This window comes from Streptosporangium roseum DSM 43021, assembly GCF_000024865.1.
In the GTDB taxonomy this organism is placed as follows: domain Bacteria; phylum Actinomycetota; class Actinomycetes; order Streptosporangiales; family Streptosporangiaceae; genus Streptosporangium; species Streptosporangium roseum.
In genome coordinates this window covers 3,322,059-3,344,839 of the sequence record NC_013595.1, presented here as the reverse complement: position 1 = coordinate 3,344,839, position 22,781 = coordinate 3,322,059, and the positions used below count along the sequence as shown (strand labels likewise).

The 22,781-nt window shown below is 72.3% G+C and carries 14 protein-coding genes and 2 pseudogenes; 5 read left to right on the top strand and 11 right to left on the bottom strand.

Annotation, left to right across the window (positions count from 1 at the left end; all coding sequences use genetic code 11):
* The 3 genes from SROS_RS14835 to SROS_RS14825 all read right to left on the bottom strand — a co-directional run bounded on the left by SROS_RS14835 (position 1) and on the right by SROS_RS14825 (position 3,772).
* Positions 1 to 1,485 (bottom strand): sulfatase family protein, encoded by a 1,485-nt coding sequence (locus SROS_RS14835; RefSeq protein WP_012889759.1) that lies wholly within the window; start codon positions 1,483 to 1,485, stop codon positions 1 to 3.
* A 137-nt stretch (positions 1,486 to 1,622) separates the two neighbouring features.
* Positions 1,623 to 2,801 (bottom strand): ROK family protein, encoded by a 1,179-nt coding sequence (locus tag SROS_RS14830; RefSeq protein ID WP_012889758.1) that lies wholly within the window; start codon positions 2,799 to 2,801, stop codon positions 1,623 to 1,625.
* A gap of 44 nt (positions 2,802 to 2,845) precedes the next feature.
* On the bottom strand, positions 2,846 to 3,772 hold the full coding sequence (locus SROS_RS14825; protein WP_012889757.1) for a formylglycine-generating enzyme family protein: 927 nt from the start codon (positions 3,770 to 3,772) through the stop codon (positions 2,846 to 2,848).
* 320 nt (positions 3,773 to 4,092) lie between these two features.
* Here SROS_RS14825 and SROS_RS14820 point away from each other — a divergent pair, with 320 nt between their 5' ends.
* Together SROS_RS14820 and SROS_RS45960 are read left to right on the top strand one after the other, a co-directional pair.
* The gene (locus tag SROS_RS14820) at positions 4,093 to 5,316 is read left to right on the top strand and encodes an ROK family transcriptional regulator (protein ID WP_012889756.1); all 1,224 of its coding nucleotides are present in this window, start codon (positions 4,093 to 4,095) and stop codon (positions 5,314 to 5,316) included.
* A 95-nt stretch (positions 5,317 to 5,411) separates the two neighbouring features.
* On the top strand, positions 5,412 to 7,874 hold the full coding sequence (locus SROS_RS45960; RefSeq protein ID WP_012889755.1) for a family 20 glycosylhydrolase: 2,463 nt from the start codon (positions 5,412 to 5,414) through the stop codon (positions 7,872 to 7,874).
* A 156-nt stretch (positions 7,875 to 8,030) separates the two neighbouring features.
* On the opposite strand, the gene SROS_RS14810 is transcribed toward SROS_RS45960, so the two are convergent.
* The gene (locus tag SROS_RS14810) at positions 8,031 to 9,410 is read right to left on the bottom strand and encodes an alpha/beta hydrolase (protein ID WP_012889754.1); all 1,380 of its coding nucleotides are present in this window, start codon (positions 9,408 to 9,410) and stop codon (positions 8,031 to 8,033) included.
* Positions 9,411 to 9,605: 195 nt separating this feature from the next.
* Positions 9,606 to 10,334: a dienelactone hydrolase family protein gene (locus tag SROS_RS14805; protein ID WP_012889753.1), complete on the bottom strand. Its 729-nt coding sequence runs from the start codon at positions 10,332 to 10,334 to the stop codon at positions 9,606 to 9,608.
* A 72-nt stretch (positions 10,335 to 10,406) separates the two neighbouring features.
* Between SROS_RS14805 and SROS_RS14800 the strand changes: the two genes are divergently transcribed.
* Positions 10,407 to 10,892, top strand: coding sequence for a MarR family winged helix-turn-helix transcriptional regulator (locus tag SROS_RS14800; RefSeq protein WP_012889752.1), 486 nt, complete (start codon positions 10,407 to 10,409; stop codon positions 10,890 to 10,892).
* A gap of 27 nt (positions 10,893 to 10,919) precedes the next feature.
* Here SROS_RS14800 and SROS_RS14795 read toward each other — a convergent pair whose 3' ends face one another.
* From SROS_RS14795 to SROS_RS14780, 6 genes and pseudogenes are all read right to left on the bottom strand, one after another.
* Positions 10,920 to 11,471: a hypothetical protein gene (locus SROS_RS14795; protein WP_012889751.1), complete on the bottom strand. Its 552-nt coding sequence runs from the start codon at positions 11,469 to 11,471 to the stop codon at positions 10,920 to 10,922.
* Positions 11,472 to 11,509: 38 nt separating this feature from the next.
* Positions 11,510 to 12,262 carry a lysophospholipid acyltransferase family protein gene (locus SROS_RS14790; RefSeq protein ID WP_012889750.1) on the bottom strand — a complete coding sequence of 251 codons (753 nt, stop codon included), beginning with the start codon at positions 12,260 to 12,262 and terminating at the stop codon, positions 11,510 to 11,512.
* Between the two features lie 195 nt (positions 12,263 to 12,457).
* A complete protein-coding gene (locus tag SROS_RS52130) occupies positions 12,458 to 12,595 on the bottom strand; it encodes a hypothetical protein (protein WP_218920210.1) in 138 nt (45 codons plus the stop codon).
* 19 nt (positions 12,596 to 12,614) lie between these two features.
* Positions 12,615 to 12,662 (bottom strand): annotated as a pseudogene (locus SROS_RS52925) (hypothetical protein); the annotation flags it as partial.
* Positions 12,663 to 13,110: 448 nt separating this feature from the next.
* A complete protein-coding gene (locus tag SROS_RS14785) occupies positions 13,111 to 14,865 on the bottom strand; it encodes a thiamine pyrophosphate-binding protein (RefSeq protein WP_012889749.1) in 1,755 nt (584 codons plus the stop codon).
* Positions 14,862 to 15,635 (bottom strand): cyclase family protein, encoded by a 774-nt coding sequence (locus tag SROS_RS14780; protein WP_012889748.1) that lies wholly within the window; start codon positions 15,633 to 15,635, stop codon positions 14,862 to 14,864. Before SROS_RS14780 ends, SROS_RS14785 begins: the two co-directional genes overlap by 4 nt.
* A gap of 132 nt (positions 15,636 to 15,767) precedes the next feature.
* On the opposite strand from SROS_RS14780, the pseudogene SROS_RS54410 reads away from it, so the two are divergent.
* Positions 15,768 to 16,034: pseudogene (locus SROS_RS54410) on the top strand (DUF4062 domain-containing protein); the annotation flags it as partial.
* 12 nt (positions 16,035 to 16,046) lie between these two features.
* The gene (locus SROS_RS45955) at positions 16,047 to 22,466 is read left to right on the top strand and encodes a HEAT repeat domain-containing protein (protein WP_052316938.1); all 6,420 of its coding nucleotides are present in this window, start codon (positions 16,047 to 16,049) and stop codon (positions 22,464 to 22,466) included.
* Positions 22,467 to 22,781: the final 315 nt, after the last annotated feature.

The following is a 22,781-nucleotide window of genomic DNA, read 5'->3' as shown; positions in this document are numbered from 1 at the left end:
TCAGGCCACCTCGCCGGCCACGCCGTCGACGTCGGCGGCCCGGTCGCCGTCGATGTCGGCCATGTAGCTCATCCAGGTGTAGGCGGGATCGCCGCGCCGCAGCAGCTCGCGGTAGAGCCGCCCGGTGAGGTCGCGCCGCACCCCGGCGTAGGCGGGGGCGGAGTGGACGTTGTGCAGTTCGTGCGGGTCGGTCTCCAGGTCGTAGAGCTCGTTCACGCTCTCGGGGTTGAAGACCAGCTTGTGGCGCCGGTCGCGGATCATCCGCTGGGAGTAGGGGAAGTGGTGGCCGTGGAACTCGGTGACCACCTCCTGCCGCCACGCGGGATCCTCATCCTCGATCAGCGGCAGCAGGCTCTCCCCGTCGCAGGGCTCGCGGGGCGGCAGCCCGGCCAGGCCGAGGATCGTGGGGTTGAGGTCGATCAGCGTGGCGAACTCGTCGACGACCCCGGCCGGGGCGCCGGGGACGCGGACGATGCCGGGGATGCGGTAGATGTCCTCGTACATCGCCGGGCCCTTGTCGTTGAGCCGGTGGGCGCCGGTGAACTCGCCGTGGTCGGCGGTGAAGACCACGGCCGTGTCGTCCCAGAGGCCGTGCTCGCGCAGCGCGGCGAGCAGGCGGCCGATCTGGTCGTCGATCATCGTGACGTAGCCCCAGTAGACCGCGATCAGCTTGCGCCAGGCGTCGGCGTCGAAGTGGTCGGCCGACCAGTACTCGGCGTAGCGGCGCTGGACGTCGGGCTTGCCGGCGAAGGTCTCGGCCATCGAGGCCGGCAGCGGCACCTGCTCCGGGTCGTACATGTCGTAGTACTCGTCCGGGATGAGGTACGGCAGATGCGGGCCGTACCAGTGGCAGGAGAGCATGAACCGTTTGCCGCTGTCGTGGAAGTCTCGGGCGTAGCCTTCGAGGAGCTCCAGGGTCCGCTCGGTCAGGAACGCCTCCATCGTGGCCTCGGCGGGCTGCTGGAGGCGCCCCGCGATCAGGTGGCCGCGCCCGGAGTCGTTGGGCGCCTTGCCGAAGACCGCCTCGCGCACCGCGAACGGCGGGTGGCCGTTCTCCTTGAGCCACCGCTCGTAGGAGGGATGGTGGAAGGGGTTGAGCGCGCCGGGCAGGTGCTCGCCGTCCATCGTGTAGAACTCGGGGCCCCGCTCGCGCCCGATGTGCCACTTGCCGACGTGGCCCATGTTGTAGCCCGCCTCAAGCAGCGGCGCCGACAGGATCGGGTGGGCGTCGTCGACCTCGTCGCGGGCGCCGCCGTTGCGCTCGGGGTTGACCAGCAGGCCGTGCCGGAAGGGATGCAGGCCGGTGAACAAGGAGGCCCGCGCCGGGGTGCAGATCGCGGTGGGCGTGTAGAAGCGATCGAACCGGGTGCCCTCGGCCGCCAGGCCGTCCAGCGCGGGAGTGCGCACCACCGGGTTGCCGTAGCACCCCAGTGTGTCGACCCGATGCTGGTCGGTCATCAGGAACAGGACGTTGCGTGTGGACACTCGTTCTCCGATCGCTATTTTTCCTGAGGGTTGACATTAATGCTCGTCGACATCGTCCGCAAGAGGGTGCTATTGATCGTTATCGCAGGGTATACGCCTATTTGCGGTGTTAAATTTCTCCGGAGGCCTGCGGAAAGTCAGGGACGCAGGTGTCCCGGGATCGCCGGCTCCTCGTTCAGCAGGAAGGCGATCGCCCCCATGGCCGAGGCGTTCACGCCGAGGTCGGCGGGGGTCACCCCGATGCGGCGCCGGATCTTCGGCAGCGCCAGCCCGTCGATCGCCTCGCGGATCGGATCGAGCACCAGGCTGCCCAGCGAGGCGAACTCACCGCCCACGACGACGCGTTCGGGGTCGAGCTGGACGACGGTGTCGGCCAGGATCCGGCCCAGGTCGGCGGCGGCCGCCGAGATCACCTCGCAGACCCCCGGCACCCGGTCCTGGGCCGCGGCGACCAGCGCGTCGAGGCCGGTCAGCACGATGCCGCGCGCCGCGCAGACCTCCAGCAGCGCCTGGCTGCCGATGCGCCGCTCCAGGCAGCCCCGGCCACCGCAGTGGCAGGGAGGCCCCTCGGGATCGAGGGAGACGTGGCCGAGCTCGCCGGCCGCGCCGTGCGCCCCGCGCAGCAGCCGCCCGCCCACCACGAAACCACCGCCCACACCGACCGACCAGCGGACGTAGACCAGGTCGCCGACCGAGCGGGCCGCGCCCCAGGTGTTCTCCGCCAGCGCGGCCAGCCTCGCGTTGTTGTCGACCGCGACCCGCACCCCGAACTCCTCGGCCAGCCGTCGCGCGACCGGGGCGTGCTGGGCGGGGACGGCGCTGGCGGGCAGGGAGGGGTCGTCCACGATGCCGACGAGCCCGAGGCCGATCGCCTCCAGCGCGCCGAGCCGTATCCCGTGCTCCTCCCCCACCCGCCGGACCAGCCGTACGGCCGCCTCGGCCTGCGCCGGCGCGTCCGCGCCGGCCGGGATGTCCGCCATCCCGGTCGCGATGATCTCGTGCGCGACGTTGGCGATGGCCAGGCGGACCCGCCTGCGGCCCACGTCGAGCCCTATCAGCAGGCCGGCGCTGGGGTTGAGGGCGATGAGCGCGGCGGGGCGCCCGCGCCCGCGCGGCTCGGCGGGCAGCGCCTCGACCTCCACGACGGCGTCGCGCTCGATCAGCTCGGAGATGATCGAGAACAGGGTGGTCCGGGAGAGCCCGGTACGCTGGGTCAGCTCGGCGCGGCTCAGCGCCCCGGCCGAGCGCAGTACGGCGACAGCGGCGTCCTCGTGCACGCGGCGGAGTCTCTGCAGCGCGTCGGCGGGCTTGTCCATGGGAGCATCATGACGAGATCGGTAAATATCGTCAACTCTTCGGATTAAATATCCGCCGCGAGCCGGAAACCGGTGTTGCCCGAGCTGCTGTCCGGGGTGTTGGAACTCCTCGCGGCGACGCGGTAGCGGTTGCAGTAGGAGTCGTGGCACAGGTAGGAGCCGCCCCGCAGCACCCGGCTCTCTCCGTCGTCCGGGCCGCGCGGGTCCTCCAGCGGCCGGGCGAGGTGGTCGACGGCGAACCAGTCGGCGCACCACTCCCAGACGTTGCCGACCATGTTGTGCAGGCCGTAGCCGTTGGGCCGGTAGGCCTTCACCGGTGCGGTGGCGAGGTGGCCGTCCTCCTCGGTGTTGTGGACGGGGAAGCGGCCCTGCCAGATGTTGCAGCGGTGCCCGCCACGCGGGGTCAGCTCGTCACCCCACGGGTAGCGCGCCTGGTCCAGCCCGCCGCGCGCGGCGTACTCCCACTCGGCCTCCGTCGGCAGCCTGCCACCCGACCAGGCGCAGTAGGCCTGCGCGTCCTGCCAGGAAACGTGCACGACAGGATGGTCCTGGCGGTCGGCGACCGTACTGCCCGGCCCTTCGGGCGCGTGCCAGGCGGCGCCCTCGATCCCCAGCCACCAGGGGGTGGCGGCGGGCGAGGGCGCGGAGGCGCGCATCGCCTCCGGCACGAGGAGGTGGAAGACGTAGGACCAGCCGAACCGCTCGGCGTCCGTCTCGTAGCCGGTCGCCTTCACGAAGGCGGCGAAGCGCGCGTTGGTCACCGCCGTGGACGCCAGCCGGAACGGCCGGAGCGTCACCGCCCTGACCGGCCCCTCCCCGTCGGAGGGGAAGCCGTCCCGGTCGTCGGTCCCCATCCGGAATGTCCCGCCCTCCAGCCGGACCAGCCCGCTCGCCCGCCTCCGCGCGGGCTCCGCGGCCGACGCCCGAGCTCCTCCCGAGGTACGGCCGGGCATGCAGCAGTGTTCGGTCATGCGTCTTCCTTCCGTTTCGCCCCAAAGAGTATGCCGACGGAAAGTGGTCACGACCTCACGCTCCCGGCCCCGGCCCGGCGGGACCGGCCCGGCGGCCTCGATCGCTCACGGCGGATCCGGGACACCGGGCGCGGGATCGGGCACCCCGTACCGGGCCGGTCGCCGGCTCACGGCCGCGGCCGTTGCCGCAGCCCGGAGGCACCACCTATTCTCGTCAAGAGGCTTGACATAAATTCTTCCCCGCTGCTCGCGGGTCTCCGCACGACGGTACGGCAGAGGGCAGAATCGGAGGCCCGTCTGGACGCGAAAGGACGAGCCCGGTGAGCAACGACGGCGTGCTCCGCAATCTACGCCGGCAGCACGAACTACGGGTGCTGGCCATCCTGGTCGAGCGCGGACCCTGTTCGCGCCGGGAGCTCGAGAACGCCACCGGGCTCTCTCGGACCACGATGTCGGCCATCGTCGCCGACCTCGTCCGGCGCCGCGCGGTGGCCGACGACGCCCAGCGGCCGGCGCCGGGCCGGGGCCGGCCGACGACGCTGGTCCGGCTCAACCCGCACGCGGCCGCCGCCGTCGGCGTGGAGCTGGGCCGCGGCCACGTCAGCGTCGCGGTGGCCGACATCGCCCGCACGGTGCTCGCCCACGTCACCGAGCCCATCGGGATGGAGAGCGGGCTCTCCGTCCGGATGGACGCCGCCTTATCGCTCCTGAAGAGGGTCGCGGCCGGGCGGCGACTCGCACTCGAAGGGCTCGCGGCGGCCGGGCTGGGACTGTGGGGGCACCACCCCGATCCCCGTGCCGGCGGGGGCGACCCGGCGGGCGATCTCGTCGTCACCGACCTCGCCGAACGTCTGGGCGGAACGCTCGACGTGCCGGTGACCTGGGATAACAACATCCGGCTCGCCGCCGTCGCGGAGAGATACACGGTCGAGTCGCCGGCCTGCGCGGACCTGGTCTACATCGCCCTGTCCCACGGCGTCGGCAGCGGCGTGGTGATCAACGGCACGCTCGCCCGCGGGGCCTCGGGCACGGCCGGGGAGATCGGCCACGTCAGCGTCGAACCGAGCGGCCCGCCGTGCTGGTGCGGCGGCAGGGGCTGCCTTGAGCAGTATCTCTCGATCGACGCGGTGCTGGGGCGCGTCAGGGCCGTCGCGCCGGACGTCGCCGACGTCGCCGGCCTGGTCGCGGCACTGGACCGCGGCGACCGGAGCGTCCGCGACGTGGTGGACTGGAGCGCCGAGCTGCTCGGCCGGGCTCTCGGCACGGTGGCGATCCTGCTCGACCCTCACCGGGTGGTCATCGGCGGCGAGCTGGCCGATCTGGGCGACCACCTGCTCGACCCGGTCCGCGCGTCACTCGCCCGGCAAAAGCTGTCCATCCGCGACCGGCGGCTCGAACTCGGCACCGCCAGGATCTCCCAGGGAGCGGCGGCGGTCGGCGCGGCACTGGTGGCACTCGACCGCCACTCCCCGATCCACGGCATCGGAGACGTCACGGCCGAGTTCCCGGGCAAGGGCGACGGCGATTTATGTAGGGACTATTGACGTAAGAAAGCGCGGCATCCACACTCTGGCGTTAACCGAGTGCCACACCGGAAGCACGTCTGACCGGCAGCGGCCGAACGTCGCGAAGGAGCCCCATGTCGGATGCCCCCCACCGCTGGACATCACTGTCGAAACACCGCTCGATCGCGGTTGCCCTGTCCGCCGCACTCGCCATGACGTTGCTGGCCCCACCGGGAGCCGGCAGCGCACAGGTGATCACGCCGGATGCCCCGGCGGCGGCGGGCGCCGCCGCGCCGGCCCCGACCAACCTGGCCCTCGCGGGCACGGCCACCGCCTCCAGCGTCGAACTCGACCGCGACACCTTCGCCGCGGCCCACGTCAAGGACGGCGACACCGGCACCCGGTGGTCGTCGAAATACCAGGACGACAACTGGGTGCAGATCGAGCTGGCCGGCCCGTCCAAGGTCGACCACGTCACGCTCACCTGGCCCAACGCCTGCGCCCGCGACTTCGTCCTGCAGACCTCGGCTGACGGCGCCACCTGGACCGACGTCGCCGCCCTCCAGCGGGACACCTGCCCCAGGACCGACGTCGTCGAGGTGAAGTCCGAGGAGCCGGTCTCCTTCGTCCGGATGCAGGGCCGCAAGCGCTGGGCGGCCTACGGATACTCCATCTCCGAGTTCGAGATCTGGGATCGCCCGCCCGCGCCGCCGGAGCCGACGCTCGGCCTGGTGCCGGAGCCGGTGTCGGTCGAGGAACACGACGCCACGCCGTTCACCCTCCACCGGAACACGCGGATCGTCGCGGTCGGCGACGGCGCCCAGGCGCCGGCGCGATACCTGGCCGGCGTCCTCCGCCCGTCGACCGGGCACCGCCTGCCCGTCGTCGGCCGGGGATGGGGACCGGCGCCGATCGTCATCGAGGTCGGGCCGGGGAAGGGCCCCGACGGTCATGAGGCCGAGGGCTATACCCTCACCGTCGCCGCCAGTCGTATCAGCATCGGCGCCGACACGCCCAACGGCGCGCTCAACGGTGTGCAGACGCTGCGCCAGCTGTTCCCGCAGTGGGTGGAGTCCGGCACCGCCACCGACGCCGAGTGGACGGTGCCGGCGGTGACGATCACCGACTACCCGCGCTTCGCGCACCGGGGGATGATGCTCGACGTCGCCCGCAGCTTCTATCCGGTGAACGAGGTCAAGGCCTACATCGACGCAGCGGCGCAGTTCAAGGTCAACCGGCTCCACCTGCACCTGACCGACGACCAGGGGTGGCGCATCGCGATCGACGAGCCGCGGGACAACCCGTCCGGCATCGACTACGGCCTGCTCACCGAGGTGAGCGGCGCCACCGCCATGACCTATAACGGCAACGGTCAGCTGATGGGCACCGAGCTCGGCGTCACCGGCCACTACACGAAGGCCGACTACGCCGAGATAGTCCGCCACGCCGGCGAGAACGGCATGACGGTGATCCCCGAGATCGACATGCCCGGCCACACCAACGCCGCGCTGCACGCGATCCCCCAGCTCAACACCCCGGGCGCCCAGCCGCGGCCGAAGCCGGGAGAGACGACGGTGCCGCACAACGGCACCGGCTCGGTCGGCTACTCGTCGTTCGACTCGGGCAGCGACGTGACGTACGAGTTCGTCGAGCACGTCCTCACCGAGATCGCCGAGATGACCCCCGGGCCGTACCTGCACATCGGCGGTGACGAGGCGCACGTCACGAGCCACGCCAGCTACACCACGATGGTCGACGCGTTCACCAGGACCGTCACCTCCCTGGGCAAGACCGTCGTCGGCTGGAACGAGTACTCCGGGACCGCGCTCCCGCAGGACAAGGCCGTCGTCCAGTTCTGGAACGGGAACCGGGCCGCCGTGGCCGGCGCGGTGCGCGACCGCGGCGCCAAGGTCATCCTCTCCCCCGCGGCCCACACCTACGTGCCGCAGAAGCAGGACCCCCGCCAGCCCCAGGGCGGCACCTGGGCGTGCGGCGGGCCCTGCGGACTGGACCGCCACTACAACTGGGACCCGGGGACGTTCATCCCGAACATCGCCGAGTCCAGCGTGCTGGGCGTCGAGTCGGCGCTGTGGGGAGAGTTCATCCGGCGCCTCGGCCAGGCGCAGTACTACAGCTTCCCCCGCATCATCGCCACCGCCGAGGTCGGGTGGACCCCGCAGGCGCAGCGCGACTACCGCGACTTCAAAACGCGCCTGGCCAAGGTGGGGGGCAGGCTGACGGTTCAGGGGACGAACTTCTTCCCCACCGCCGACGTCGCCTGGCTGACGGACGTGCTCGGCACCCCGGCCGCCGTCGACAGCGGCGAACCGGCCGGGGCCACCTGGACCGTCACCGCTCCGGGAGCCGCGCCCGGTGATCTCACGGCGACCATCGCCTGGAGTGACGGCATGCGGGAGGACGTCACGTTGACGACCCCCCGTCAGGCAAGCATCCCCGACATGCGGATCAACGACGCGTTCACCGCCACGTCCGGCCGTACCTTCGACCGGCCGGGAACATACACGGGAACGCTCTCGGTCAACGCGCCCGGCCGGTCCCCGGTCGAGGGGCGCCTGACGGTCACCGTACGCGGCTGACGGAGCCCCCGCCCGTCCCGTCACCTCCTCTCTCCGGGGAGGCGGCGGGACGGGCGCCGTTCCGCCTCCCCCGGACGGAAACGCGCGTCCCCTCCGTCCTGTCACGTGCGGGTCGGCCCGCGTTCCTCACTCACCGCGGGCCGGGCTCGCCCTCCGTCAGCACTCCGTCTCCGCCGAGGGCAGCACGCGGTCGGTGAAGTAGCGGTCGATGTGGTCGCGGGCACAGGGGTTGAAGCCGTAGAGCGTGTGGCCGGGCCCCTCGTGGCGGACGGTGACGCTGCCCGGCACCTGCTTGAGCACCCGCCGGACGGCGTCGGACTCGCCCCAGGCGCCCGCGCCCAGCATCGGCGGCAGGCCCTTCGGCAGCGGGGCCGGCGGGTTGGTCACCTGTACCGGCCAGCCGACGCAGCCGAGGGTCGCGGTCGCCAGCGTGTCGGCGGTGCCCGCGTTGGGCGCGACCTTGCGCAGCCGGGCGATCGTCGACTCCAGCTCGGCACGGCCGGCGGGACGGGGCCAGTCGAGGCACTCGGTGACGCCGGTGGACTGGTCGGGGTAGCGGAGGCCGCGCTCGGGGACGAACCCGGAGGCGTCACCGCCGGCGGCCCCGCGGATGTCCCGCGCCAGCTCCGGCCACGCCTTGACGCCCTCCTTGGCGGCGCCGACCACGAAGGACCGCAGGTCGCGGCCGTCGTAGGCGATGCCGGCCCGCTTGGCCGGGATCGGCGTGCGGTCGGCCCCGGCGATCAGCCTGCGCCACTTCGCGGGCACGTCACGGCACTTGCCGGCGGCGCACCAGTCGAAGAACCGGCCGATGGCCTCCTCGTTGCTCCTGGCCATCTCCTCCAGTTCGCCGGACCAGTCGGCCGCGCCGTGGTTCCACGTGCCGTCGAGCACCATCGTGCGCACCTGGCCGGGGAAGAGGCGGGCGTAGTCCTGCCCGTAGAACCCGGCGTAGGAGGCGCCGTAGAAGTTGAGCCTGGCGCCGCCGAGCGCCTTTCTGATCGCCTCCATGTCTCTGGCGTTGTCGGCCGAGCTCATGTTGGCGAAGAACTCGGGGTCCTTGTTGCGGCAGGCCTCGGCGTAACCGCGGTTGGTGTCGGCGAGCCGCCCGAAGTCGGCGTCGTCCTCGGGGAACTCGGCCAGCGGGATCCGTGTCCAGGTGCACGGCAGGCCCGTGCTGAGGCCGCCGAACTGCTCGCCGTAGCCCCGGGTGTCCCATGTGACGATGTCCATGCGCTCGCGGAGCCTGGTCCACCAACCTCCCGCTCCGGACTGGGTGAGGGCGATCCCCGGCCCGCCCGGGCCGCCGTAGGCCACCAGGACGGAGCCCTCGGAGGCGCCGGTGGCCTTCAGGCGGCCCAGTTTCAGCGTGATCTTGCGACTGTCGGTTCTCTGCCAGTTGACCGGGACCTGCAGGTCGGCGCATTCCATCCCGGCCTTGTCACTCGGGCAGGGACGCCAGTCGAGGGGGTCGGCTTGCTGTGCTTGCACGCCCGAGCCCAGCAGGGTCAGGACGATGGCGATTGACTTCAGCATGCCGGCCACGATCTCCGAAGGGACACCCCGGCCGCATCGGACCGTGGTCTGATTCCGGCGACGGCGGATCAGACCACAGGATGTCATCCCACGACGCGCCCGCGCGCCTCGCCGGTGCGGGAGCCGTGGTGGGCGAGCGGCTCGACGAGGGTCTCGCACCGGGTGCCCGCCGGTCCCGGCGGAGGTGCGGGGCCGTCAGAGGAAGGCGAGGACGCGACGCCAGGCGTCGGCGCACGCCTCGGCGTGCTCGCCGTTCCCGGCGTCGAAGAACCCGTGCGGGGCGCCGGGATAGATGACGAGCTCATGGTTCACGCCGTTGGCCGTCAGGGCCTCGCCGAAGGCCGCCACCTCGCTCGCCGGGATGCCCTCGTCGGCTCCGCCGAACAGGCCGAGGATCGGCGCCGCGAGCTCGCCCGCGTGCTGGGCGGGCCCGGGACCGTAGGGGGCGGCGAGGCCCGGATGGCCGTAGAAACCGATCACCCCGGCCAGGCCGAACCGGGGCTCGGCGGCGAAGAAGGCCAGCCGTCCGCCCATGCAGAAACCCAGGGCCGCCTGCGTGTCCCCGAACTCGCGCAGCCGCTCGACGGCCGCGGACATGTCGTCCAGCATCCCCTCCCTGGTGAGCCCGGCGAAGTGCTCCATGGAGGGGAAGCCCTCATCCCGGCCGTCGGTGGAGGCGCCCGCCGTACGGCCGAAGTGGTCATAGGCGAGCGCCGGGTGACCGTGTTCGGCCAGCCGTACGGCGAGGCGCTCGTAGAAGGGCGCCAGTCCCCTGTTGTCGGGGATGACCACGACCCCGGCGCCCGAGGGCCGCTCGGGGACGGCCAGGTAGGCCGCGAAGCGGGTGCCGTCGGCCGAGGTCAGGGTGAGCGGGCCGGAGGCGACGGGTTCGATGGGCGGGGTGGCGCCGGCGTCGTGACACATGGAAGGGGGATCCTCTCGGGTCGGTGCCCGAAAAAATAGCAAAGCTGGATTGATAAAGCTAACCTTGGTTTTATGAAGGATCCCGACTCTACGGTCCATGACCGCGCGGCCCACGCGCACGCGGTCCATGACCACACCGCACGCGACCTCAGGATCGTCGTCGGCCGCCTCGCCCGGCGGATCAGGCAGATCTACGCCACCGTCGACGACACCAGCGGTCTCACCTTCACCGAGCTCACCGTGCTGTCCCGGCTGGATCGGAAGGGGCCGTCCACCTCGGCGGCGCTCGCGGGCTCCGAGCAGGTGACCCCCCAGGCGATCGGCACCGCCCTCGGCACTCTCGCCCAGCGCGGCCTGGTCGCCCGCGCCCCCGACCCCGCCGACAGGCGCAGGGTCGTCACCGAGATCACCGAGGCCGGGCTCCAGGCCCTCGGCGACCGGACCCACGCCGTCACCGCACGGATCACCCACGTGCTCGGCGACACCGTGAACGAGGAGGAGCGGCGCCGGCTGGCCGAGGCGCTCCCCCTGCTGGAGCTCCTCGCCGACCGGCTGTGAACGCCGGGCAGCCCGGAGACCGGGCCGTCAGGAGTAGGCCGCGACCAGGCCGACGACGACCCCGGCGAGCGAGACGGCCGTGAGGAGGGCCCCGAAGGCCACGGCGGCGTGGCGGCCCCGCCGCGCCTTGAAGACGTAGAGGAACACGTAGGGCAGGAAGGCCAGGACGCCCACCCCCAGGAAGGGCATGGTGAGGGCGGCGAGAAGGCCGGGGGTGCCGCTCGGGACGGCGCGGTCGCCCTCGGGGGTGAGCTGGGCCCGCTTGACGTCCCCGGCGGTGGAGTCGGGCGAGGCGGCCACCGCCACCACGGCGCCGCCACCGTCGGGCACGAAGCTGCCCTTGCAGTCGTAACGGCCCTTGCCCAGGGACTCGCATGAGACGACCGTGAGGGTGCCCGCGGTGCCGATCTCGCCTGCGGCGAGCCTGAGATCGGACACCGAGAGCACCAAGGGCATCAGGCCCAGCCCCACCCAGCAGATCAGCAGGATCGTCATGCCGATCGGTCCCGGTGTACGGCCGGGCCCGGGGGTCGGTCCGGGCTGGAAGGCGCCGGCGATGTTCTCGAACGCGTCACTCATGGGGACAGCGTGGAGCACACCACTTGCGGCTCACCTGTTCACGACTTGTGCCGGGCCGCCCTCGCCTCAGCCTCGGCGGCGTCCATCTTCTCCGCCTCCTCGGGGGTGGGAGCGGTGCCGCCCAGATGGCGCGGCTGCCACCAGGCTCCCGGGGGGATCTCCGGGTAGGTCCGCTGGGCCCGGTCCAGCAGCGCGGACATGCGCTCGCGCAGGTCGGCGGTGACGGCATCGTAGTCGTCGCCGCGCTTGGCGTGCAGCGGCTCGCCGACGAGGATGGTGATCGGCACATGCCGCTGCAGCAGCTTCTTGGGGTGCCCCTTGGTCCACAGCCGCTGGGTGCCCCACAGGGCGATCGGGATCATCGGCACCTTGGCGCCCACGGCCATCCGGACCGCACCGTTCTTGATCTCCTTGATCGTGAAGGACTGGCTGATCGTGGCCTCGGCGAACACGCCCACGATCTCACCGGACTTGAGCGACTTCAGCGCCGCACCGAACGCGGCGGCGCCCGCCGCCCGGTCCACCGGGATGTGGTGCATGCCGCGCATCAGCGGGCCGGAGATCCTGTGGTCGAAGACCTCCTTCTTGGCCATGAAGCGCACCAGCCGCTTGGCGGGCAGCGCGGCCAGGCCCGCGAAGATGAAGTCGAGATAGCTGATGTGGTTGCTGACCAGCACCGCTCCGCCGGTTCTCGGGATCCGCTCGGCGCCCTCGACGCGGATCTTTAGGTCCAGCGCGCGGAACAGGGTCCGCGCGGCCCCGATGACCGGGGGGTACACGATCTCAGCCATGGCTGAACCGTACCTCAGCCTTTCGGCGGGATTCGACCGGCGGCAGCGGCGGCGGGAGCAGACCGTGCGGGCTGTCCGGTCGCCCTCGGGGAATACCGAGCCGCAGGAGAAGCCGGACCTGTCAGGACTGCCGGATCGCGGTCGCTGGGGTTACGGGTGATCAGGCTTCGGCCGTCCCCGGGTGAGCGGCGCGCGTCAGCACATCGCCCAGGGCCGGAGCTTGTCGGGGTTGAGCACTGCCCAGACGTGCTTGATCCGATCGCCTGCGACGTCGAACGCCAGCACCGACACGGTGACGCCGTCCAGCCGGGCCACAGGTCTCCTGTACGACATCCTCGGCATCGGCCAGGGAGCCCAGGAGCCGGTACGCGAGATTGATCAGCTGACGCCGCTCGCTCATGATCGCGCTCAGGCCCGGATCGGGTCGGCCGCGTCCTGGCCCGGCTGGGTTGGTCATGGTGTCGCCCGCTCCCTTGGTCGCTCTGCCCTCACCCGGTTCGACGAGACAGCGCATCGAGGTGTGAGGCCTGCGCGAATGCCGCCAAGCACTACGACGAGGAGCGGCTCGCCGCCCTGGCGTGTCTCGTCTCCCTCATCAACGCCTCCAACCGCCTGGGCGTCATCACCCGGCAGCCCGGCGGCGACTACCAGCCCGGCCAGTTCGGATAACGAGGAGTAGCCAGGCGCCGGGCACCGTTGCCTGAGCGAGGCCGCCCCGCTGGTCGCCGAGTGCGCGAACCGCAGCTCCGGCGATCAGGCGATCCCTACCGCGATACGGCCTTTGCAGCCACGCGACACGCGGTGTCAGATCCCGGTCGCGGCGTGTCGGCGTGCTTGGTGCGGAGAACTCAATGCCCGCGGAAGGCCTCCTCCAGCCACCACGACCCCCGCGCGCCACTGACCTTGGCGTGGACCAGCAGCGGCCGGTGCCGCGGCCCGTCCAGCCATCCGGCCACCGCGGCGAGGTCCTCCCGGCCCCGTACGGTCACCGCCTCGCAGCCGAAACCCCGGGCTATGGCGGCGATGTCGACGGGCGGGAAGGTGACGGTGTCCAGGCTGTGCCCGTCCGGGCCGAAGTGGTGGACCTCGGCCCCGTAGCCCTCGTCGTCATAGACCACGATCACCATCGGAAGGCCGAGCCGTACGACCGTCTCCAACTCGGCGACGCCCATCAGCGCGCCCCCGTCGCCCAGCGCCGCCACCGCGAGTCGGGCCGGTTGGGCCAGGGCGGCGCCGATCGCGGTGGCCAGGCCGAGGCCGATGGACTGAAATGCCTGGGTGAAGCAGAAACCGCGTTCATCTGGGACGTCGAGGAACATCGACGGATATCCCATGAAATTTCCGGAATCGACGGAGACGACGCGTTCGGCGGGGAGGAGGTCGTCCAGCTCGATCGTGAGGGTGCGGGGGTCGATGCGGCCCTCGCCCCCCTCGTCGGCATAGGGCACGTCCCGCCAGCGGTTCTCGCGGGCGATCCGCTCGGCCAACACCCGCGACCGGTACCCGATGCCACCCGGCGCGCCGGGACCGCTCCCACCCGGCGCGTCCGGCGCCCCGGGCCCGTCGCCCGGTACGGCAGAAGCCTCCCGGCCTGCCCCGTCCCGCGCGGCGGACGCCTGGCGGAGGTCGTCCCCGCCCCCGGCGAGCAGGGTGGTGACGGACCGCGCGGTGAGGGCGACGTCGCCGACCACGCCGAGATCGATCGGCCGGTGGGCGCCGAGGGCGTCGGCGTCCAGGTCGACCTGGGCGACCTTGGCCTCCGGGCCGATGAGCGTGCCCTGGCGCATGGTCCACATGTTGAGCGCGCAGCCCCAGCCGACGATCACGTCGGCGCCGCGGACGAGTTCGGCGGTGAGAGGCGAGGCGAAGCCACCGCTCACGTCCAGATCCCACGGGCTGCCCCGGAAGAGTCCCTTGGCCACGGCGGAGGTGGCGAGCAGCGCCCCGATCCGCTCAGCGAGCTCCTCCAGCTCCAGCCTGGCCGCGCGTGCTCCCCGCCCCGCCACGAACACCGGCCGCCGCGCGGCCCCGAGAAGCTCCGCCAGCCGCGCGACCTCCCTCGCCTCCGGCTCGGAGGGCTCCGGGACGGAGGCGAGAGAGGCGGGAGCGGGCGGGGTGGGGACGGGCCGGCCCTGGACCTCCAGCGGGAGGTTCAGCAGGACCGTGCGCCGCCCGTCGCGGGCCAGGTGGAACGCCTGGAGCGTCTCCGCGACGGCGGTCCCGGCGGAGGTGATCCGCAGGGGGACGGCGCCGACCGCCGTGGCGAGGGCGGCCTGGTCGACGAAGAAGTTGGACCGGGGCTCGGTCACCTCGGCGGCCAGCACGATGAGCGGCGTGCGGCTCTTGGCGGCCTCGGTGATGCCGGTCATCGCGTTGGTGAGCCCCGGCCCCTGGTGGACGCTGAGCACGCCGACCCGGCCGCCGGTGCGCGCGTAGGCGTCGGCCATGGTCGCCGCGCCGCCCTCGTGGCGTGCGGCGACGAACCGCACGCCGTGCTCGACCAGCGCGTTGGTCACGTGGAAGTTGCCGCTGCCGACCACGCCGAAGGCGGTGTCCACACCGAGCGAGGCGAGGACGCGGCCCACGGCCTCGGCGACGTTCACCTTTCGACCAGGGCCAGCACGCGCACCGGGCTGCCCGAGCCGCCGACGATGGGCAGCGGCGGCGCGACGACCACGGCGCCCGTGACCGGGAGCCGGTCGAGGTTGCGGAGCTGGGTCAGACCGTACTTGCCCGCGCCGAGCAGGAAGGAGTGGCAGGGGAAGGCGGGATCGAAGCCGTGCGCGGCGCCCGCGTCGGTGCCCACTGTCTCCACGCCGAGCCCGGCGATCGGGGTCTCCTCAGCCAGCCACCTGGCGCACTCCACCGAGATGCCGGGGGTGTGCGGGCCGGCCTCGTCGGCGTTGAGGAAGCGCTCCTGGTCGTGGGAGCGGGCGTCCCAGCCGGTGCGGTAGAGCAGCCAGCCGCCGTCGGGCAGCGGCCCGTTGGCCTCCTGCCAGGCCTTGACGTGCTTGATCTCCAGCAGGAAGTCGGGGTCCTCGCCCGCCTCGGCGGACAGGTCGAGCACCACGGCCGGGGCGATCAGCCGGTCCACCGGCACCTGGGAGACGTCCTCGCCGTCCCGGGCGGTGACCCAGTGGACCGGCGCGTCGAAGTGCGTGCCGGTGTGCTCGCCGGTCGAGATGTCGTTCCAGTACCAGGCGGGCCCGCGGTCGTCGTAGCGGCTGATCTCCTTCAGCGTGAACGGGACGGTGTTCCCGAAGGGCTCGGGCAGTTGCAGGATCGGCGTCTCCGACGACAGCGGCGCGGTCAGGTCGATCACCTCGATCCCGCCGTTCCGGATGCTCTCCACCAGGTTCCGCAACACCGACATGACGCCTCCAGCATCGGAAGAAGACCTGGCCAGATCCTCCTACACCACCGTGACCCCCGTCACCTCCACCCTCCGGCCGGGCCGGGCAGCGGAAACGACATTCCCGTCGGGGAAAATGTTTGTTTACTCGATATGGCTCGTCATATGGATATGCATGACCCGGGCTTGGCGAGGGGTATTTTGTGGGATGTGCCGAGCGTCTTCATCAGTCACACATCGGACATGGCGGAGTATCCGCCCACAGGGTCGTTCGTGCAGTCGGCCATCGACGCGGTGGCGCGGGCGGGCCTGGTGCCGGTGGACATGCGGTACTTCCCCGCCCAGGAGACCACGCCGGCCGACTATTGTCGCGATCGTGTTCAAAAGTGCGATTTATACCTTGGAATAATAGGGTTCCGCTACGGATCCCCGGTGCCCGGCACGAATGTCTCCTACACCGAACTGGAGTTCCTCGCCGCGTCCGACCGGGGAATCCCGAGGCTGCTGTTCCTTCTCGACGAGGAAGCCCCCATCCCCCTGCGGCTCGTCGACCAGGACCGTTCATCGGTCGAGGCGTTCCGGGCCCGCCTGCTCGCGTCCGACATCATGGTCAGCCGGTTCGCCTCGGCCGACGACCTCAGCGGCCGGGTCCTGCACGCCCTCGTCGAATGCCTCGGGCAGCAGACCTCGCCGGCCACCGGGACGGAGGCCCCCGACGCCGGGGAGGAGTCCTTCGCGGTGGCGCGGGCGGCCTACCTCACGAGGATGGAACAGCGCTACCGGCGGCTCGACCTGGAGGTGCTGACCCCGGCGGAGCAGGACGCCCACCTGCCCGTCCTCCTCCGGTCGATGTTCGTCCCGCAGAGCGTCAGAGCGGATCCGCCTCCCGTGGAGCTGTCCAAGGAACTGTGGCGGCGGCTGCTGAGCGCCGAGGAGATCTCGGAGAAGGACCTTCCGGAGGGGCTCGACCTCGACAGGATCGCGCAGGCGCGCACCACGTACGACAGGACTCCCCGGCGCGCGGTGCTGGACGTCCTGGGCGAGCCCGGCAACCGGCTGGTCGCGCTGCTCGGCGATCCCGGCGCCGGCAAGTCGACGCTGGCGCGCTATCTGGTCCTGGGCCTGATGGGTGACGGGACGGAGGAGGCCCTGGCCGGGCTGAGGGGATGGCTGCCCCTGCTCGTGGAGCTGCGCTCCTACGCCGATCTCCGGTCGCGGTGCGAGACCTTCCTGGAGTACCTGGAGCACCTGCACCGGACCGAGGGGACCGGCATTCCCGCGCGCCCCCTGGACCGCTACCTCCGCGAGGACGGGCGGGCACTGGTCGTCTTCGACGGGCTGGACGAGCTGTTCGATCCCAAGGTGCGGGAGACGGTGACCCGGCAGATCGCCGGATTCGCCACGCGATATCCGAAGGTGCGGATCCTCGTCACCAGCCGGGTCATCGGATACCGGCGGGCCGAGCTGCACGACGCCGGGTTCCGGCACTACACGCTCCAGGATCTGGACACCGCTCAGATCGGGGAGTTCACCGAGCGCTGGTACGAGCTGGCGATGCGCGACCGCAAGGACGAGGCGCGGCATCTGCGGGACCGGCTGATGCGCGCGATGACCGACTCTCCGTCCATCCGGGAGCTGGCGGGCAACCCCCTGCTGCTGACCATCCTCGCGATCATCGGGCGCCGCCAGGAGCTTCCACGTGAGCGGCGGACGGTGTACGTCCACGCGGCGTCCGTGCTGGTCGAGCACTGGGACGTCAACAGGCATCTGGAGGACGCGCGCATACCGGCCGGCTACATCGACGCCGAGGACAAGAAGGAACTGCTGCGCCGGGTGGCCTGGCGGATGCAGAGCGGCAGATCGGGGCTGGCCGGCAACCACATCCGGCGCGAGGACCTCCTGGAGGAGTTCGTCGGCTACCTGGGCAGCCGCTACCAGCTCGACCCTCGGGCGGCGAAGACCGTCGCGCGCGGCATGCTGGACCAGTTCCGGGAGCGCAACTTCATCCTCAGCCTGTACGGCGGAGGCGTCTACGGATTCGTGCACCGGGCCTTCCTGGAGTTCTTCTGCGCGGACGAGATCGTCCGGCGGTTCCAGAACAAGCGCCAGTGGAGTCCCGACCAGCTCGTCTCGGAGATGTTCGGCCGCCACTGGCACGATCCGGCGTGGCGCGAGGTCCTCCTGCTGGTGGCCGGGATGATCGACGAGCGGTTCACCGGCGAGATCGTCGACTATCTCGTCCGCGAGGCGAACCCGCTGTGGCCGTTCGCGAGGGCCGAGGACCCGCCCCACCACCTGATCCTCGCGGCCGAGTGCATCGCCGAGACGCGCAACCTGGGGGCCATGGAACCGCAGGGCGCGGCGGTCATCGACAAGATCATCACCTGGCTGGAGCAGTCGGAGGGCACCTACGTCTTCGACGTCGACGGGTTCCTCGCCGACAAGATGATCCCCCTCCTGCGAACGGTCCGGCCCCGATGGCCGGGACGTGACCGCTACCTCGGCTGGTTCCTCGGCAGGGAGCGAGCCATCATGTCGTCCGGCGGCACGGAGATTGCGACCATGATCGTGGCGGCGCTGTTCCCGGACGACGACCGCCTCAGGGAGCACTTCCGGCGGCAGGCCGTCGGCGAGGTCAGCGCGAGCATGCGCGACGGGGCGGTGCGGGCCCTGGCACAGGGGTGGCGGGAGCACCCCGGCACCCTGCCCCTCCTGCGCGAAAGCGCCCTCACCGACCCGGGTGGGAATGTGCGGACGGCGGCGCTCCAGGCCATCGCCGACAACTGGCGGGATCTTCCCGAGGCCCTGACGACGTTACGCGCGTGCGCCACCGGCGACGCGCAGCGGCAGGTCCGCTCAGCCGCTCTCCGGGCGATCGCCACCGGCTGGCGCGACCACCCCGGCACCATGCCCCTCCTGCGCGAAAGCGCCCTCACCGACCCGCACGGCGAGGTGCGGGCCGATGCCATCCGGGCGCTCACCGTCGGCTGGGGAGATCGTCCCGATCTTCTGAGGCCCCTCTACGAGGGTGCCCTCACCGACCCGCACCAGGAGGTCCGCCGGACAGCGCTCGACGCCGTCGCGGCGGGCCGGCCGGACCACCCCGGCACCCTGGCCCTCCTGCACGGACACGCGCGCACCGACCCGGACAGGGACATACGGGAAACAGCGGTGGAGGCCGTCGCCGCGAGCCTGCGCGACCACCCCGACACCCTGCCCCTCCTGCACGGAAGCGCCCTCACCGACCCGGACTGGAGCGTCCGCCGGACAGCCGTCCAGGCCGTCGCCACCGGCTGGCGGCACCACCCCGGCACCCTGCCCCTCCTGCGCGAGCACGCGCACACCGACCCGGACGAGGACGTGCGGACCGCCGCGCTCCAGGCCGTCGCCACCGGCTGGCGCGACCACCCCGGCACCCTGCCCCTCCTGCACGGACACGCGCGCACCGACCCGGACAGAGACGTGCGGACAACCGTGCTCCAGGTCGTCGCCGCGGGCTGGCGCGACCACCCCGACACCCTGCCCCTCCTGCGCGAAAGCGCCCTCACCGACCCGGAGTGGAGCGTCCGCCAGGCAACCGTCCAGACCATCGCCTCAGGCTGGCGCGACCACCCCGACACCCTGCCCCTCCTGCGCGAGCGCGCGCTCACCGATCCGCACGGTCTGACGCGGAAGGCCGCGGTCGAAGCCGTCGCCTCAGGCTGGCGCGACCACCCCGACACCTTGGCCCTCCTGCGCGAGCGCGCACTCGCCGACCCCCACAGCGGCGTGAGAACCAGCGCGATCCAGGCCGTCGCCGCGAGCCGGGGCGACCACCCCGACACCCTGCCCCTCCTGCGCGACCGCGTGCGCACCGACCTGAACTGGAGCGTCCGCCAGGCAACCGTCCAGACCATCGCCTCAGGCTGGCGCGACCACCCCGACACCCTGCCCCTCCTCCGCGTCCGCGCACTCAGCGACCCGGACGAGGACGTGCGGATCATCGCGCTCCAGGCCGTCGCCGTGAACTGGCGCGACCACCCCGACACCCTGCCCCTCCTGCGCGAGCGCGCACTCGCCGACCCCCACAGCGGCGTGAGAACCAGCGCGATCCAGGCCGTCGCCGCGGGCCGGCGCGACCACCCCGACACCCTGGACTGGCTGCGCGACCGCGCCCTGAAGGATCCGGACGGCGACGTGCGGGCAAGCGCGCTCGAAGCCGTCGCCGCGAGCCGGCGCGACCACCCCGACACCCTGGACTGGCTGCGCGACCGCGCCCTGAAGGATCCGGACGGCGACGTGCGGGCAAGCGCGCTCCAGGCCGTCGCCGCGAGCCGGCGCGACCACCCCGACACCCTGGACTGGCTGCGGCGGCAGGCACTGCACGGCTTCGGCCCGGTACGCCCCACGGCGTTGGACACGCTCGCCGAGATGTACCGTGGCCGCCCGGAGATCCTGGAATGGCTCCGCGAGCTGGCGGACACCGGCGACGACGCGACGTCCAGGGCGGCGCTGGCGGCCGTGGCGACCGCCCGGCCAGACGATCCCGTCACCCTGGCGCTGCTGCGCGAACGCATGGTGACGGGCGGTCACTGGAAGACCCGCCAGACCGCCCTGCAGAAGCTGGAGGACCTTCTCACCTTCGCGATCGTGCGACAGGCCATGTCGGACGGTCACTGGCAGGTCCGCCGTACCGCCGCCCAGCAGCTCGCCCTGTCCTGGTCGCGCACCCCCGAGGCCCTCGCGCTGCTGCGCGAGCTCGCGGTGACGGACGACCACTGGGAGGTCCGCCGCGCCGCCGCACAGGCGTTCCCCGTCTGGCACCACAGTCAGGACAACCGGGCACTGCTGCGCGAGCGCGCGACGGCGGACGGCCACTGGGAGGTCCGCCGCGCGGCTTTCCAGAGACTCAGCAACTGGAGACCCGGCACGGACGACCTGGAGCTGCTGCGCGAGCGCGCGACGGCGGACGGCCACTGGGAGGTCCGCCGCGCGGCTTTCCAGAGACTCAGCAACTGGAGACCCGGCACGGACGACCTGGAGCTGCTGCGCGAGCGCGCGACGGCGGACGGTCACCGGGAGGTCCGCCTCATGGCTCTGCAGAGGGTCGTCGCGACATACCAGGGTGATCCCGGGACTCTCGCGTGGCTCCGCGATCGCGTGCTCCGCGAAGGAGACGAGGACATCCGGGCGGCCGCCGTCGAAGCGGTGGCCGAGCACCGGGCCCACGACCCCGCGACGCCGCTCTGGGTCAGCGAGATCGCCGTCACGGACGGCCACTGGAAGGTGCGCAGGGCCGCGGTCGAGATCGTGGGGCTGATCTGGCCGGACGAGCCGGACACGCTGCCCTGGCTGCGGCGGCGCGCCCTGACGGACCCCGACGAGGACGTCCGCCGCACGGCCGTCGAACGGGTCGCCCTGGGCTGGCCGGACCGGCCCGGCGTCTCCTCGTGGGTGCGCGGTCGCGCGACGGCCGATGTCCACGAACGGGTCCGCGCGGCGAGCGTGGAACTCGCCGCGCGGATCTGGCCGGGAGATCCGGCGACCCTCCCCTGGCTGCGGGAGGTGAGCGCACAGGACGGAGACTGGAAGGTACGGCGGGCGGCGGTCGAGGCGGTGGCGCGGATCGGGCCGGACGAGCCGGACGCCGCGCCGTGGCTGCGAGGCCGGGCCGAGACCGACCTTCACCGGGAGGTGCGCGGCGCGGCCGTCCGGGAGGTGGCCCGGATCGCCGCCGACGACGACGCCACCCTGTCCTGGCTGTACGGCAGGATCTCCGGCGACCCGGACCCCGATGTCCGCGCCGTCGCCGTGGACACGGCCGTGCGCCACTGGCGCGACCACGACGGCATGTGCTCCCGGGTGCTCGCCTGGATCGCCGGGGACGACGCGGAGGAGGTGCGGGCCGCGGCGATCACCGTGCTCGGCTGGGGCTGGCCCGACGGGCCCGGCACACCGGAGCGGCTCCATGAGCACGCGAGAGCCGACCAGCACTGGATGGGCCGGCGGGCGGCCGTACAGGCACTGGCCGAAGGCTGGCCGGACGACGACCGGGCACGTTCCGCCGTGGAGACGAGCGCGGCCGGGGATCCGCACTGGCAGGTACGGCTGGCCGCGCTGACGGCGCTGGGGAGCACCTGGCCGGAGGAGCCCGGCACCTTTCTCCTCGTCAGCGGGCGGGTGCGCTCCGACGGGCACTGGCAGGTGCGCCGGACGATGGTGGAGACGATCGCCGCCTGCCGGGCCGACGACCCGGCCACGGTCCCGCTGCTGCGCGAGCGGGCCGTACGCGACGAGCACGCCCAGGTCCGGCTGGCGGCCCTCCGCGCTCTCGCCCGGGGCTGGTGCGACGATGCCGCCACCCTGAATCTCCTGCGTGACCGGGCCTGCGCCGACGATCACTGGAGAGTCCGCGAGGGGGCCGTGGAGGAGCTCACCAAGGTAGTCGGCGGAACATCGGAGATGATCTCCTGGCTGCGGGAGCGGGTCGCGCGCGACCCCAGCGCGGCCGTGGCCCGCGCCGCCGTACAGGGGGCCGGCATGTGGGGGCGGGGAGATCCGGACCGCACGGCGGCCCGGCTCCGTGAGCGCGCCGCCGGCGACCCGCGCTGGGCCGTCCGGGCGGAGACCGTGGTGGAGATCGTGAGGCTCTCCGGGCCGGCCGACTCCGCCACGCTGCCGTGGCTGCGGGATCGCGCGACCGCCGACAGCGCCTGGCCGGTCCGGAGGGTCGCGCTCTGGGCCGCCGGCATCCTGTCGCACGAGGACCCGCTCACCCTCGCCTGGCTGGAGACCCTCGCCCGGGACGACCCGCACCGGGGGATCCGCGAGGAGGCCGCGTCCGTGCTCCGCCATCTGGGGACCCCCTCTTGAGGCCGGGGTCGCGGAACATCGGGAACGCGGGGATCATGATCATCGGAAAGCCCCGCGCCCGGCCGCGGAACCCCGGGCGGGCGAAGCCGTACGGCGAGGGGGCACGGGACCACGTGGCCGGCGACCATGATGGTGCCGAGCGGTCACCGGCCGTGGTCGTCCCCGGGCGAAGATCCACCGGCGTGAACTCCGACGGCCGGCGGAGCGCAGGAGGAAAACCCGTTGATATCCCTCTCGTCCTCCGCTTCACTCGGATCGTCGCGACGAGCTTTCGAAAGGGGGGATTTTGATGCCCGCGGGCACCGAAACGGCCTT

Excerpts from the sequence above, each read along its gene's own strand:
- SROS_RS14795 (WP_012889751.1), bottom strand. The coding sequence starts at position 11,471 with ATGAGTGACGCGTTCGAGAACATCGCCGGCGCCTTCCAGCCCGGACCG.
- SROS_RS14780 (WP_012889748.1), bottom strand. The coding sequence starts at position 15,635 with ATGTCGGTGTTGCGGAACCTGGTGGAGAGCATCCGGAACGGCGGGATC.
- SROS_RS14825 (WP_012889757.1), bottom strand. The coding sequence starts at position 3,772 with ATGACCGAACACTGCTGCATGCCCGGCCGTACCTCGGGAGGAGCTCGG.
- SROS_RS45960 (WP_012889755.1), top strand. The coding sequence starts at position 5,412 with ATGTCGGATGCCCCCCACCGCTGGACATCACTGTCGAAACACCGCTCG.
- SROS_RS52130 (WP_218920210.1), bottom strand. The coding sequence starts at position 12,595 with ATGTCGTACAGGAGACCTGTGGCCCGGCTGGACGGCGTCACCGTGTCG.
- SROS_RS14830 (WP_012889758.1), bottom strand. The coding sequence starts at position 2,801 with ATGGACAAGCCCGCCGACGCGCTGCAGAGACTCCGCCGCGTGCACGAG.
- SROS_RS14790 (WP_012889750.1), bottom strand. The coding sequence starts at position 12,262 with ATGGCTGAGATCGTGTACCCCCCGGTCATCGGGGCCGCGCGGACCCTG.
- SROS_RS14810 (WP_012889754.1), bottom strand. The coding sequence starts at position 9,410 with ATGCTGAAGTCAATCGCCATCGTCCTGACCCTGCTGGGCTCGGGCGTG.
- SROS_RS14800 (WP_012889752.1), top strand. The coding sequence starts at position 10,407 with ATGAAGGATCCCGACTCTACGGTCCATGACCGCGCGGCCCACGCGCAC.
- SROS_RS14805 (WP_012889753.1), bottom strand. The coding sequence starts at position 10,334 with ATGTGTCACGACGCCGGCGCCACCCCGCCCATCGAACCCGTCGCCTCC.